General features: G+C 69.3%; 12 protein-coding genes. 9 read left to right on the forward strand and 3 right to left on the reverse strand.

Annotated features, from left to right (window positions below; translation table 11 throughout):
* Positions 1-26 precede the first annotated feature (26 nt).
* The gene (locus G4G00_RS01605) at positions 27-2,537 is read right to left on the reverse strand and encodes an FtsX-like permease family protein (protein ID WP_164270901.1); all 2,511 of its coding nucleotides are present in this window, start codon (positions 2,535-2,537) and stop codon (positions 27-29) included.
* Positions 2,534-3,181 carry an ATP-binding cassette domain-containing protein gene (locus G4G00_RS01610; RefSeq protein WP_164270903.1) on the reverse strand — a complete coding sequence of 216 codons (648 nt, stop codon included), beginning with the start codon at positions 3,179-3,181 and terminating at the stop codon, positions 2,534-2,536. The genes G4G00_RS01605 and G4G00_RS01610 overlap by 4 nt, the downstream gene beginning before the upstream one ends.
* Positions 3,182-3,256: 75 nt before the next feature.
* On the opposite strand from G4G00_RS01610, the gene G4G00_RS01615 reads away from it, so the two are divergent.
* The 3 genes from G4G00_RS01615 (at position 3,257) to G4G00_RS01625 (ending at position 6,124) form a co-directional block, all read left to right on the forward strand.
* Entirely contained in the window at positions 3,257-3,901 is a 645-nt protein-coding gene (locus G4G00_RS01615) for an arylesterase (protein WP_108752213.1), read from the forward strand.
* 87 nt (positions 3,902-3,988) lie between these two features.
* A complete protein-coding gene (locus G4G00_RS01620; protein ID WP_002811889.1) occupies positions 3,989-4,702 on the forward strand; it encodes a response regulator transcription factor in 714 nt (237 codons plus the stop codon).
* 150 nt (positions 4,703-4,852) lie between these two features.
* Positions 4,853-6,124 (forward strand): HAMP domain-containing sensor histidine kinase, encoded by a 1,272-nt coding sequence (locus tag G4G00_RS01625; RefSeq protein WP_108752214.1) that lies wholly within the window; start codon positions 4,853-4,855, stop codon positions 6,122-6,124.
* Positions 6,125-6,251: 127 nt separating this feature from the next.
* Here the strand turns inward: G4G00_RS01625 and G4G00_RS01630 are convergent, their stop codons facing one another.
* A complete protein-coding gene (locus tag G4G00_RS01630; protein WP_164270905.1) occupies positions 6,252-6,953 on the reverse strand; it encodes an SGNH/GDSL hydrolase family protein in 702 nt (233 codons plus the stop codon).
* Positions 6,954-7,166: 213 nt separating this feature from the next.
* Between G4G00_RS01630 and G4G00_RS01635 the strand changes: the two genes are divergently transcribed.
* The 6 genes from G4G00_RS01635 (at position 7,167) to G4G00_RS01660 (ending at position 12,220) form a co-directional block, all read left to right on the forward strand.
* Positions 7,167-7,562 (forward strand): diacylglycerol kinase, encoded by a 396-nt coding sequence (locus G4G00_RS01635; RefSeq protein WP_108751473.1) that lies wholly within the window; start codon positions 7,167-7,169, stop codon positions 7,560-7,562.
* 33 nt (positions 7,563-7,595) lie between these two features.
* Entirely contained in the window at positions 7,596-8,345 is a 750-nt protein-coding gene (locus tag G4G00_RS01640) for a TerC family protein (RefSeq protein WP_108748578.1), read from the forward strand.
* Positions 8,346-8,506: 161 nt separating this feature from the next.
* Complete coding sequence (locus G4G00_RS01645) at positions 8,507-9,667, forward strand: MFS transporter (RefSeq protein WP_108752216.1); 1,161 nt, start codon at positions 8,507-8,509, stop codon at positions 9,665-9,667.
* Between the two features lie 556 nt (positions 9,668-10,223).
* Entirely contained in the window at positions 10,224-10,844 is a 621-nt protein-coding gene (locus G4G00_RS01650; protein ID WP_108752217.1) for a LemA family protein, read from the forward strand.
* A 3-nt stretch (positions 10,845-10,847) separates the two neighbouring features.
* Complete coding sequence (locus G4G00_RS01655) at positions 10,848-11,726, forward strand: TPM domain-containing protein (protein WP_108752218.1); 879 nt, start codon at positions 10,848-10,850, stop codon at positions 11,724-11,726.
* Positions 11,726-12,220 (forward strand): TPM domain-containing protein, encoded by a 495-nt coding sequence (locus tag G4G00_RS01660; protein WP_108752219.1) that lies wholly within the window; start codon positions 11,726-11,728, stop codon positions 12,218-12,220. The genes G4G00_RS01655 and G4G00_RS01660 overlap by 1 nt, the downstream gene beginning before the upstream one ends.
* Positions 12,221-12,246: the final 26 nt, after the last annotated feature.

Genomic DNA, 12,246 nt, shown 5'->3' on the forward strand with positions numbered 1-12,246 from the left:
GCACATCCACGCCGCGCTGCCGGTGCTCAGGCCTCGCGCAGGGCCAGGGCCGGCGGGGTGTGCAGGATCCGCCGGGTACCCCACCAGCCGGCCAGCAGGCTCAGGCCGATGCCCAGCACGCCGCCCAGCAACAGGCCCGGCCAGGGCGGCAGCAGCGGCAGTTCGAACACCTTCTGCGACACCAGCAGGCCGATCGCCGCCGCCGCACCCACGGCCAGCGTGGCGGCCAGGGTGCCCAGCGCACCGAATTCCACCAGCACCGCGCCGCGCAGCTGGCGGCGGGTGGCGCCCAGGGTGCGCAGTACCGCACTGTCATAACGCCGCTCGCCGGCAGTGGCCTGCAGCGCCGCCAGCAGCACCAGCACGCCGGCCAGCAGGCTGAACACCATCACCAGCTGCACCGCCTGCGCGACCCGGTTCATCACATCGCGCACCTGCGAAATCACCGCGTCCACATCCAGCAGGGACAGGTTGGGCTGGGCCCGTACCAGCTCACCCAGGCCTGCGGCCTGGCCGGCCGGCAGGTGGAAGGCCGACAGCAGGTTGTGCGGGGCATCGCCCACCGCGTTGGGGTTCAACAGCACGAAGAAGTTCGGCCGGAAGGTGTTCCAGTCGGCCTTGCGGATACTGGTAACGGTGAACTCGCGCTGCTGCTCGCCGACGGCGATGGTGATGCGATCGCCCAGGTGCGCGCCGTAGCGCCGCGCCCAGCCGGTTTCCACCGAGGCCTCCGCCGCGGTGCTGTCGGCCTGCCAGAAGCGGCCTTCCAGCAGTGCATTGGCCGGCGGGAAGGTGCTGCGCCAACTGAAGTTCAGCGGGCGGTTCTCGTCGTCGTCTTCGCGCGGGCCGTTGTTCGCGCCGTTGCCTTCGGCGCCGGCCTGGTCCACGCGCAGCGGCGGCTTGCCGTTGATCGCGATCAGGCGGCCTGTGGCCATCGGCTCGATGCTGGCGTCGTCCGCGCCCAGGCCCCGCAGGGTGGCCAGCACGCTGTCGCGCTGTTCGGGCTGGATGTTGATCAGGAAGTAATTGGGGGTATCGGCCGGCAGGCGCTCGCGCCACTGCTGCAGCAGGCCCGGTCCGGTCACCGCCAGCAACAGCAGCGCGCACAGCGACAGCGACAGGCCCACCAGCTGCATCACCGCCAGCAGGCGGCGCCGGGTCAGTGCGGCCAGGCCCAGCCGCCAGTTGCCATGCAGGCGGTGCTGCAGGCCGCGCAGCACCTGCAGCAGCACAAAGCCCAGCACGCCGGCGGCCAGCGCCAGCGCGGCCAGCCCGCCCAGCACCCACAGCGCCAGTTTCAGATCGCCGGTTACCTGCACCGCCAACAGCAGGCTGGCGCCCAGCGCGGCTACATAGGCCAGCAGCGAGGCCGGCGGCAGTGCGGCGAACGAGCGGTTCAGCACCCGCATCGGCGGCACCCCGCGCAGGCGCAGCAGCGGCGGCAAGCCGAAGCCGAACAGCAGCAACAGGCAGATGCCGGCGCCGGTCAGTGCCGGGGTGGCTTCAGGCAGCGGCAGGCGCTGCGGCACCAGACTGCCCAGTGCCTGCACCAGGCCTTCCTGTGCGGCCATGCCCAGTGCGATGCCCACGGCACAGGCCGGCACCGCCAGCATCAGCAACTGCAGGGCCAGGCCCAGCAGGATGTCGCGCTGGCGTGCGCCCAGGCAGCGCAGCACGGCCACCTGGTCGATGCGGCGCAGGGCAAAGCGGTTGGCGGCCAGGGCGGTGGCCACGCCGGCCAGCAGCACCGCCAGCAGCGCGCTCAGGCCCAGGAAACGGCCCGCCAGATCGAAGGCCTGGCGCACCCCGCGCTGGGTGTCATCCACGCTCAGCACGCGCATGCCCTTGGTCTGTGGCAGCAGCCACTGCCGGAACGCGGCGATCTGCGCCGGATCGCCGGCGAACATCAAGCGGTAGTTGATGCGGCTGCCGGGGCCGAGCAGGCCCGTGCCGTCCACGTCGGCGCGGTTCACCAGCAGGGTAGGGGACAGCGTCAGCAGGTCGCCGCCGGTATCCGGCTCGGCTTCGATGATGCCGGCGATGCGCAGCGTGCCCGCGCCAAATTCCAGATCGTCGCCGGCCTCCAGGCCCAGCGCCTGCAGCAGCCGTGGGTCGGCGTAGGCCTGGCCCTTGGGCGGCATGCCGGCGCGCTCGATCAGCGCCCCGCCCGGGGTGGCACGCACGCGCAGGCTGCCGCGCAGCGGGTAGCCCGCTTCAACCGCCTTGATGCTGGCCATCTGGCTGGCATCGCCCTGGAACAGCACGCTGCCGAAGCCGGCAATGCGGGTGTGGGCCAGGCCGCGCCGCTGCGCTTCTTCGGCGAAGGCTGCAGGCGGTTCGTTGCGGCTGCCCACGCCCAGGTCGCCGCCCAGCATTTCCGCGGCACTGCCGGTCAGGGCCAGGTTCACCCGGTTCACCAGGGTGCCCACGGCGGTCATCACCGCCACGCCCAGCACCAGCGCGGCGAACACGGTCAGCAGGTCGCCGGCCAGCGCCTCGCGGCGCAGCGCACGCCAGGCATGGCGCAGCAGGTTCATGCGTGCGCCTCGTGGGCGACGTCCTGCAGGCGGCCGTTGTCGATGCGGTGGATGTGCTGGCAGCGCTGTGCCAGGCGCAGGTCGTGGGTCACCAGCACCAGGGTGGTGCCACTGCTGGCATTGAGTTCGAACAGCAGGTCGCTGATGTGCTGGCCGGTGGCCTGGTCCAGCGAGCCGGTGGGCTCATCGGCGAACAGGATGCGCGGGCGGCTGACGAAGGCGCGGGCAAGGGCCACGCGCTGCTGCTCGCCACCGGACAATTGGCGCGGGTAGTGGCGGCCACGATGGGCCAGGCCCACCGCCTCCAGCACCTGCTGCACGCGGGCCGGGTCTTCGCGGCCGGCCAGTTCCAGCGGCAGGGCCACGTTCTCGGCGGCGGTCAGCGCCGGTAGCAGGTGGAAGCTCTGGAACACGAAGCCGACTTCGCGCGCGCGCAGCTGCGCCCGGGCTTCTTCGTCCAGCGCACCCAGCTCCTGCCCGGCCAGGGCGATGCGGCCGTGGCTGGGCAGGTCCAGCCCGGCCAGCAGCCCCAGCAGGGTGGTCTTGCCGGAACCGGAGGCGCCGACAATGGCCACGCTGGTGCCTTCATGGACGGTCAGGGTGATGTTGTCCAGTATGTGGACTTCACCCTCCGGGCCCTGCACGGTCTTGCCGACCTGGTCGACGGCGATGGCGACGGGCGCACTGCGGGGGGACAGGCTGTCGATGAGGAGACTCCAATGCGCGTTACAGGATGGAGCCGGCAAGCCGGCACGATGATGGTGCTGCTGCTAGGGTTGCTGCTGGCGCCCCTGCTGGCCTGTGCCAAAGGTCCGGGCGGCACCGTGCTGGTGCTGGGCGACAGTCTCAGTGCTGCCCACAATATCCCGGCCGATGCCGGCTGGGTCAGCCTGCTGGACAAGCGGGTCAGGCAGCAGTCGAAAACCCCGCCGCGCATCGTCAATGCCAGCATGAGCGGGGAAACCACCGCCGGCGCGCTGACCCGCCTGCCGGGCCTGCTGGCGCGGGAAACGCCCAGCGTGGTGGTGATCGCCCTGGGCGGCAACGATGCCCTGCGCGGCTTGACCCCGCTGCAGGTGCGGGGCAACCTGGAAAAGATGGTGCAGGCCAGCCAGAAGGCCGGTGCCAAGGTGCTGCTGCTGGGCATCGACGTACCGCCCAACTACGGCCCCGGCTACCGCCAGCGTCTGGCCGCGGTCTACCGGGGCCTGGCCGACCAGTACAAGGTGCCGCTGCTGCCGTTCCTGCTGGAAGGCGTGGCCCTGCAGCCGGGGCTGATGCAGGCCGACGGCCTGCACCCCACCGCCCAGGCGCAGCCGAAGGTGCTGGACAACGTCTGGCCGCTGCTCAAGCCCCTGCTATGAGCCGTTTCCGCGTGTCTTGACGGAACTTCACATCGCGTCCACCGTCGATGGGGCATGTTTCACAAAGCTGAAGACAGAGGGAATCACATGCGTCAGACGAAGGAGACTTCCGGCTTGGTGCTGGTGGTCGAGGACAATCGCAACATCTCCGAGATGATCGGCGAGTACCTGGAAGGCCGTGGCTTCGAGGTGGATTACGCGCAGGATGGCCTGGACGGCTACCGTCTGGCTGCCGAGAACAGCTACGACGTGGTCGTGCTGGACCTGATGCTGCCGCGCCTGGACGGCATCGAGGTATGCCGCCGCCTGCGCAACGATGCACGCAAGTCGACGCCGGTGCTGATGCTGACCGCGCGCGACACCCTGGACGACAAGCTGACCGGCCTGGGCTTTGGTGCAGACGATTACCTGACCAAGCCGTTCGCCATCCAGGAACTGGAAGCCCGGTTGCGCGCGCTGATCCGCCGCGAGCGCCGCCAGGTGGGTTCGGAAGTGCTGAAGGTGGCCGACCTGGTGCTCGACCCGGTCAGCATGCGCGCCACCCGCGCCGGTACCGAACTGCAGCTTTCGCCGATTGGTCTTCGCCTGCTGACCATCCTGATGCGCGAATCGCCGCGCGTGGTCACCCGCCAGGAAATCGAGCGCGAGATCTGGGGCAACGGCCTGCCCGATTCGGACACGCTGCGCAGCCATCTGTACAACCTGCGCAAGATCATCGACAAGCCGTTCGACCGCCCGCTGCTGCACACCGTGCAGAGCGCCGGTTACCGCATCGCCGATATCGCCCAACCGATGGCCTGATCGGTGCTGGCGCAGGCACAGACCCGCCCCGGCCCTGGCCGGGGCCCGGGGCAGCGGGCGGGCAGCTTGTTGCCAGTGTGGTCACCGTCCGTGCACGACCGTGGCACGTGGCGCTGCCTATAATCGCAGCGCTTCGACCGGGACCCCGCAATGCCGCACGGCCTGCCGCGCAAGATCCGCATCGTTTTCATCCTGCAGGCCGTGCTGGCCAGCCTGGGCATCCTGCTGGGTGCCTGGCTGGTCGCGCTGGTGATCAAGCACAGCCTGGTGGGCGCGGCCCTGCGCGAAGAGGCGTCCTACTACTGGACCCTGTACGCGGCCTCGCCGGCACAACCGCCGCCCAACACCCAGAACATCCGCGGCTACCTGTTGGAACGCGGTCAGTCCAGCCTGTCGCTGCCGCCCAACCTGCGCGCGCTGGAGCCGGGCTTCCACGAACTGCCCGGCGATGACCAGCTGGTGCTGGTGGACGCGCGGCCCGAGGGGCGCCTGTACCTGGTGTTCCTGCGTTCGCGCGCGGAAATGCTGGCGTTCTGGTTCGGCATCGTGCCGGTGCTGCTGACCCTGCTGGCCGTGTACGGCGCCAGCTGGGTGACCTACCGCGCCTCCAAGCGCCTAGTCTCGCCGGTGAACTGGCTGGCCCGGCGCGTCTCACGCTGGGACCCGGGGCATCCGGAAGCGGCCGACCTGGAGCCGGACAAACTGCCGGCGGACATGCAGGGCGAGACCCGGCAATTGGCCGCAGCGCTGCATTCGCTGGCCACCCGGGTCAGCGACCACGTGGCCCGCGAGCGCAACTTCACCCGTGATGCCAGCCACGAACTGCGCACGCCGCTGACGGTGATCCGCGTGGCCAGTGACATGGCGCTGGCCGACGACGGCCTGGAACCGCGCCTGCGCCGCAGCCTGCAGCGCATCCAGCGCGCCGGGCGGGACATGGAAGCGGTGATCGACGCATTCCTGATCCTGGCCCGCGAGGCCGACATCGAACCGCAGATCGAACTGTTCGATGTGAACGACGTGGTGCGCTACGAAGTGGACAACGCGCGCGAACTGCTGGGCAACCGCCCGGTCAGCATCGCCCTGCACAGTGCCGAACCGGTGCAGCTGCACGCCCCGCCGCGGGTGCTGCAGGTGGTGGTCAGCAACCTGGTGCGCAATGCCTGCAACTACACCGACGAAGGGCGCATCGATGTGGATGTGCAGGCCGACCGGGTGGTGGTGCGCGATACCGGCATCGGTATGTCCGAAGAGGCGCTGGCGCGGGCGTTCGAGCCGTTCTACCGCGCCGAACCGGACCGCCCGCAGGGCACCGGCCTGGGCCTGTCGATCGTGCGCCGCCTGTGTGATCGCTTCGGCTGGAAGGTCAGCCTGGCCAGTGAGCCGGGCAAGGGCACCGAAGCGACCGTCATCTTCCGCTGACGCTGCGCCGGGGTCGGATCCCGTTGCCGCGCAACGGGCTCTGACCCCACGCCCGATCCCGGTAGATCCACGCCATGCGTGGATGGGGCGACGGTAGCGCCGGGCCATGCCCGGCGTCCGCAATGGCTCAGTTGCAGTTGACCTTCGGCGCCAGCGCCTGGGTCCAGATCGCGTACCCGGCCGGGGTCATGTGCAGCATGTCCTCGCGGAACAGCTTCGCATCGGGCTGGCCATCGGCACCCAGCATGGGGGTGTAGATGTCGGTGTAACCGGTGTTGGGCAGCTTCGCCAGCGCGGCCTTGATCTGCGCGTTGGCTTCGTTGATCGCCGGCAGCAGGTGCGCACGCGACGGGCTGGGCTTGATCGACAGGTATTCCACCTTCGTCTTCGGCAGGTCGCGGTGCACGCGCTGCACGAAGGCTACCACGTCGTCACGCACCTGGCTGGCGCTGCGGCCGCTGTTCAGATCATTGTCGCCGGCATAGAAGAACACCTTGCACGGCGCATACGGCACCACGATGCGGTCGGCGTACCAGGTGCTGTCGCGCACTTCCGAACCGCCGAAGCCGCGGTTGAACACCGGCTGGGTGGGGAAGTCGCGGGCCAGGGTGTCCCACATGCGGATGGACGAGCTGCCGATGAACTCGATGCCACCGCGCGGCGGCGGCGAGGTGCGGTCGGTCTGGGCGAAGGCGGCCATGTCGCCGGCCCAGGCCACGTTGGACACCTGGTCGGGCACGGACGGCGCTGCCGGCGGGCTGAGCGCCTGCGCCAGCGGTGCGGCAGTCAGCAGGCCCAGCATCAGCAGGCAGGTACGGCGACGGGTCATCGGGCTCTCCAGCGCAACAATAAGGACGTTCATCATAGGAGCTGGGCCGGCAGGCCGCTTGTCCCTGTCAGGTGGCGCACGGCCGGGGCCGGGGTGCCACGGCGGCCCTTGTGGCAAAATGGGCGCCATCTGCCCCTCCCTGTGCCTTCATGATCTCCTGCCGTGCGTCTGAGCGGTCGCTGCGCCGCGCCCCTGTTGCTGGATCCCTCGCCCGTGGCTGACAACTTCGGCCACATGCCCCGCGGCCCGCGCCGCATCTTCCAGGCCGCACGCTGGTCCTGGCAGGGCCTGCGCGCCGCCTGGCTGCACGAATCCTCGTTCCGCCTGGAGGTCTACCTGCTGGTGCTGCTGGCGCCGCTGGCGCTGTGGCTGGGCCAGACCCCGGTGGAGCGCGCGCTGCTGATCGGCTCGATGCTGCTGGTGCTGGCCATGGAGCTGGCCAATTCGGCCATCGAAGCGGTGATCGAGCGCTATGGCCCGGAGATCCACGAGCTGGCCGGCCGCGCCAAGGACATGGGCTCGGCGGCGGTGTTCGTGCTGATGATGAACGTACTGCTGTGCTGGGCCCTGGTCGTGGTGCCGCACCTGTTGGCCGGCACCTACGGCTGAACCTCCCATTCCCCACTGCCTTGAAGAGTTTCCATGTCCTTTGAGTTCCTCGCCGACCCCAACGCCTGGGTGACCCTGTTCACCCTGAGCGCGCTGGAAATCGTGCTCGGCATCGACAACCTGGTGTTCATCTCCATCGCCGTCAGCAAGCTGCCGGAAGAGCGCCGCCCGTTCGCCCGCAAGCTCGGCATCGCCGTGGCCTGCATCACCCGCATCCTGCTGCTGGTGTCGCTGGCCTACCTGGCGCACATGTCGGCCAACCTGTTCAACGTGGCCGGCATGGGCATTTCCATCCGCGACCTGGTGCTGATCGTCGGTGGCCTGTTCCTGATCATCAAGGGCTACCTGGAGATCAAGGAACTGATCACCGGTGGCGACGATGAAAATCCCGCCACCAGTAAGGCTTCGGGCGTGTTCGGCATGGTCATCCTGCAGATCGCGATCATCGACATCGTGTTCTCGCTGGACTCGGTCATCACCGCGGTCGGCATTGCCGACCACATTCCGGTGATGGTGGCCGCGATCCTGCTGTCGGTCATGGTGATGCTGCTGGCCGCCAACCCGCTGGGCCGCTTCATCGACGCCAACCCGACGGTGAAGATGCTGGCGCTGGCCTTCATCCTGCTGATCGGCGCGGTGCTGATCCTGGACGGCCTGGACGTGCACGTGCCCAAGCCCTACATCTACGCCGCGATGGGCTTCTCGGTGCTGGTGGAGTGGCTGAACCTGCTGATGCGCCGCCGCGCACGCGAACACCACGTGCCGGGTGCCGGCGACTGGTAAGCGCGTTTCCTGGAACCCCCGGCCTGGCCGGGGGTTCTGCGTTATGGGGATCTGTGAACCGGGGTCAACACTGTTTCCCCGCCACGGGGCTTAATCCGGTCGGGCAAAGCGCGCACCCTGTGCGCTTCTTTTCACAGGCCTGCCCCACGCAGGAAACGTCCATGAACTCCAGAGCCGCCTTGCTGGCCCTTGCCGTCGGCGCCTTCGCCATCGGCACCACCGAATTCGCGCCCATGGGCCTGCTGCCGGTCATCGCCGACGGCGTGGGCGTGGGCATCCCTACTGCCGGCATGCTGATTACCGCCTACGCGGTGGGCGTGATGCTGGGTGCGCCGGTGATGACCCTGCTGATGGGGCGCTTCGGCAAGCGCACCGCGCTGATGCTGCTGATGTCGATCTTCGTGGTCGGCAACCTGCTGTCGGCGCTGGCGCCGAACTACGGCCTGCTGCTGCTGTCGCGGCTGGTCACCAGCCTCAACCACGGCGCGTTCTTCGGCATCGGCGCGGTGGTGGCCGCCAGCCTGGTGCCGAAGGACAAGCAGGCCGCGGCCGTGGCCACCATGTTCATGGGCTTGACCATCGCCAACATCGGCGGCGTGCCGCTGGCCACCTGGGCCGGGCAGCAGCTGGGCTGGCGCCTGTCCTTTGCCGGTACGGCGGTGCTGGGCGTGGTGGCGATCACCGCGCTGGGCCTGGCCCTGCCGGCTTCGGCGCCGGGCCCGCGCCCGGACGTGCACCGTGAGCTGAAGGCGATCATGCAGCCGCAGGTGCTGCTGGCGATGGCGACCACGGTGCTGGGGGCCGGTGCGATGTTCACCCTGTACACCTATGTGGCGCCGGTGCTGACCGAGCTGACCGGTGCCTCCAATGCATTCATCGCGGTGTCGCTGGCGCTGGTGGGCATCGGCTTCACCGTGGGCAATGGCATTGGCGGGCGTCTGGCCGACTGGTCGCTGGACGGCGCCACGCGCATCCTGCTGGCGGTGCTGGCCCTGTTGATGCTGGTGCTGCCGCTGGCGTTCATGAGCCACGCCACCGCTGCGGTGGGGCTGCTGTTATTCGGTGCGGCCACCTTCGCGATCGTGCCGCCGCTGCAGATCCGGGTGATGCAGGCGGCGACCGAGGCGCCGGGCCTGGCGTCGTCCATCAATGTGGGTGCGTTCAACCTGGGCAATGCGCTGGGGGCCGCGCTGGGCGGGGCGGTGATCAGCCTGGGCCTGGGTTATGCGGCCATTCCGGTGGCCGGTGGGTTGCTGGCGGCTGCCGCGCTGGTGCTGGCGTGGTGGGGGCGGGTGCGCGCCCCGGCCGCCGAAGCCTGCTGAGGAGGTGGGTTGCGGCAGGGCTTGCAGCCCTGCACCCGCCGAATCAACGTCAACGTCAAAAGCTGGCATTCCGTGGGATGGCGGGGTGGGTCCGGTTGAGGGGGACGCTGCAAGTACGTCCATGTAAGCTCGGTCGCCGCATCCATGCGGCTCACGCCCCCTCAACCGGACCCACCCCGCCTTCGACAGTTTCCCGCGGTCTGTCGGAACGGCCTCCCGCTTGGGTGCGTGTCGGCCTCCCGCTCTGGTAGGTGTCGACCTTGGTCGACACGAATGCCGGAAGCATCGGCTCTTGCTCTTGCTCTTTTTTGATCTTCCCGCGGTGCGCAGGAAACCGTACGAGGCCGGGCGGGTGGGCGTGGCGGGGGTATCCGCGCCATGGATGGCGCGGCTAAGCCTCCGAGGACGGATTCACGGCGTCCCCCGTCATGCCCACCCGCCCGGACTACCCCGATGATCGATGAGCACCACCACCGCGGAGGGGGCGGCGCCCGATGGCCGATCTTTCACCGCGTCCGTGGCATGCTCGGCACATCGTCCACCCGGAATTGCCACCATGCGCCTGTTCACCCGTGTCCTGCCCCTGCTGCTGCTGGCCGGCCTGCTCTCCGGCTGCGGCTACAACACCATCCAGCAGAAGGACGAGGCCGTGAAGGCCAGCTGGTCCGAAGTGTTGAACCAGTACAAGCGCCGCGCCGATCTGGTGCCCAACCTGGTGCAGACCGTGAAAGGCTTCGCCAGCCAGGAAGAGCGCGTGCTGACCGAAGTCACCAACGCCCGCTCGCGGGTCGGCCAGATCAACGTCAACGCCGATGATGAAGCCTCGCTCAAGCAGTTCCAGCAGGCGCAGGGCGAACTGGGCAGTGCGCTGTCGCGGCTGCTGGTGGTTACCGAGAACTATCCGGTGCTGAAGTCCGACGCCAACTTCCGCGACCTGCAGGCGCAGCTGGAAGGCACCGAAAACCGCATCACCGTGGCCCGTGGCCGCTACATCCAGCAGGTGCAGGACTACAACACCTACATCCGCTCGTTCCCGCAGTTGATCACCGCCAAGATCTTCGGCTACCAGCCCAAGCCGAACTTCAGCGTGGAAAACGAGGCGCAGATTTCCAACGCGCCGGCGGTCGATTTCGGCAACGCGCCGCAGCAGCCGCCGGCAGCGCAGCCGGCGAACTGATCCATGCGCCTGCCCACCGCGCTGCTGGCCCTGCTGCTGTGGCTGCCGCTGGCCGCGCAGGCGCAGCAGCTTGCGCCGATTCCGGCGCTGGATTCGCCGGTGGTCGACACCACCGGCACACTGGATGCCACGCAGAAGCAGGCACTGGTGCAGCAGGCGCTGGCGCTGCAGCAGCGCAAGGGCAGCCAGCTGCAGGTGCTGGTGGTGCCCAGCACCCAGCCCGAGGACATCGCGCAGTACACCACCCGTGTGTTCGATCAATGGCAGATCGGCCGCAAGGGCGTGGATGACGGCGTGCTGCTGGTGGTGGCCAAGGACGATCGGCGGGTGCGCATCGAACCGGGCTATGGGCTGGAGGGCGCCATTCCCGATGCCATTGCCAACCGTGTCATCCAGGAATACCTGGTGCCGCGTTTCCGTGCCGGCGACTACGCCGGCGGCATCACCGAAGCGACCGCGGTGCTGGTCAAGCTGATCGATGGCGAGGCCCTGCCAGCGCCGGTCAGCAGCCAGCGCGGCGCTGACAGCGGCGACGGCGGTGATACCTGGGCGCTGGCGCTGTTCATTGGCGTATTTGCCGGCAGCATCCTGCGCGGGGTGTTCTCGCGGGTGCCGCGCCCGCTGCGCGGCCTGCTGGGCGGTGGCGGCGCCGCGCTGGCGGCCTTCCTGTTCACCTCCACGCTGCTGGCCAGTGGCCTGGCCGGTATCGTCGGCCTGATCGTGGCCATGCTTTCGGGCCACCCCGGCCGCTTCGCCGGCGGCGGTGGCTGGGGCGGTGGCAGTTGGGGCGGCGGGGGCGGCGGTGGTTTCGGCGGTGGTGGCGGCAGCTGGGGCGGCGGCGGTGGCCGTTCCGGTGGCGGTGGCGCTTCGGGGGGCTGGTGATGATCAGGCGTATCGGGCGGCACCTGTTTTCCCCGTCGCTGCGGCGGGCCTTCCCGCCGGCGGTGCTGCAGGCGATCACCGAGGCCATCGCCAGTGGTGAACAGCGCCACGGCGGCCAGGTCATGTTCGCGGTGGAAGCCGATCTGCCCCTGCACGCGCTGTGGCGGCGGGTGACCCCGCGGCAGGCGGCTGAGCAGGCCTTCGCCCAGCTGCGCACCTGGGATACCGCGCATAACAACGGCGTGCTGATCTACCTGCTGCTGGCCGACCACGCCATCGAGATCGTGGCCGACCGCGGCCTGCACGGCCGGGTCAGCCCGGCGCAATGGCAGCGCATCTGCACCCATCTGCGCGAAGGGCTGCGCGGCAGCGAGCCGGTGCAGGCCCTGCGCGATGCCATCGATGAAGTCTCCGGGCTGCTGGCCGGGCACTTTCCGCCCGGTTCGGGGTCCGACGATGACGGGCTGCCCAACACCCCGCAGCTGCTTGGTTGAGCCGCGGCGGCGCTGGCCCGAGAATA

This window comes from Stenotrophomonas sp. B1-1 (genome assembly GCF_010894375.1).
In the GTDB taxonomy this organism is placed as follows: Bacteria; Pseudomonadota; Gammaproteobacteria; order Xanthomonadales; family Xanthomonadaceae; genus Stenotrophomonas.

Excerpts from the sequence above, each read along its gene's own strand:
- G4G00_RS01655 (WP_108752218.1), top strand. The coding sequence starts at position 10,848 with ATGCGCCTGCCCACCGCGCTGCTGGCCCTGCTGCTGTGGCTGCCGCTG.
- G4G00_RS01650 (WP_108752217.1), top strand. The coding sequence starts at position 10,224 with ATGCGCCTGTTCACCCGTGTCCTGCCCCTGCTGCTGCTGGCCGGCCTG.
- G4G00_RS01605 (WP_164270901.1), bottom strand. The coding sequence starts at position 2,537 with ATGAACCTGCTGCGCCATGCCTGGCGTGCGCTGCGCCGCGAGGCGCTG.
- G4G00_RS01640 (WP_108748578.1), top strand. The coding sequence starts at position 7,596 with ATGTCCTTTGAGTTCCTCGCCGACCCCAACGCCTGGGTGACCCTGTTC.
- G4G00_RS01615 (WP_108752213.1), top strand. The coding sequence starts at position 3,257 with ATGCGCGTTACAGGATGGAGCCGGCAAGCCGGCACGATGATGGTGCTG.
- G4G00_RS01625 (WP_108752214.1), top strand. The coding sequence starts at position 4,853 with ATGCCGCACGGCCTGCCGCGCAAGATCCGCATCGTTTTCATCCTGCAG.
- G4G00_RS01630 (WP_164270905.1), bottom strand. The coding sequence starts at position 6,953 with ATGACCCGTCGCCGTACCTGCCTGCTGATGCTGGGCCTGCTGACTGCC.
- G4G00_RS01645 (WP_108752216.1), top strand. The coding sequence starts at position 8,507 with ATGAACTCCAGAGCCGCCTTGCTGGCCCTTGCCGTCGGCGCCTTCGCC.
- G4G00_RS01660 (WP_108752219.1), top strand. The coding sequence starts at position 11,726 with ATGATCAGGCGTATCGGGCGGCACCTGTTTTCCCCGTCGCTGCGGCGG.
- G4G00_RS01620 (WP_002811889.1), top strand. The coding sequence starts at position 3,989 with ATGCGTCAGACGAAGGAGACTTCCGGCTTGGTGCTGGTGGTCGAGGAC.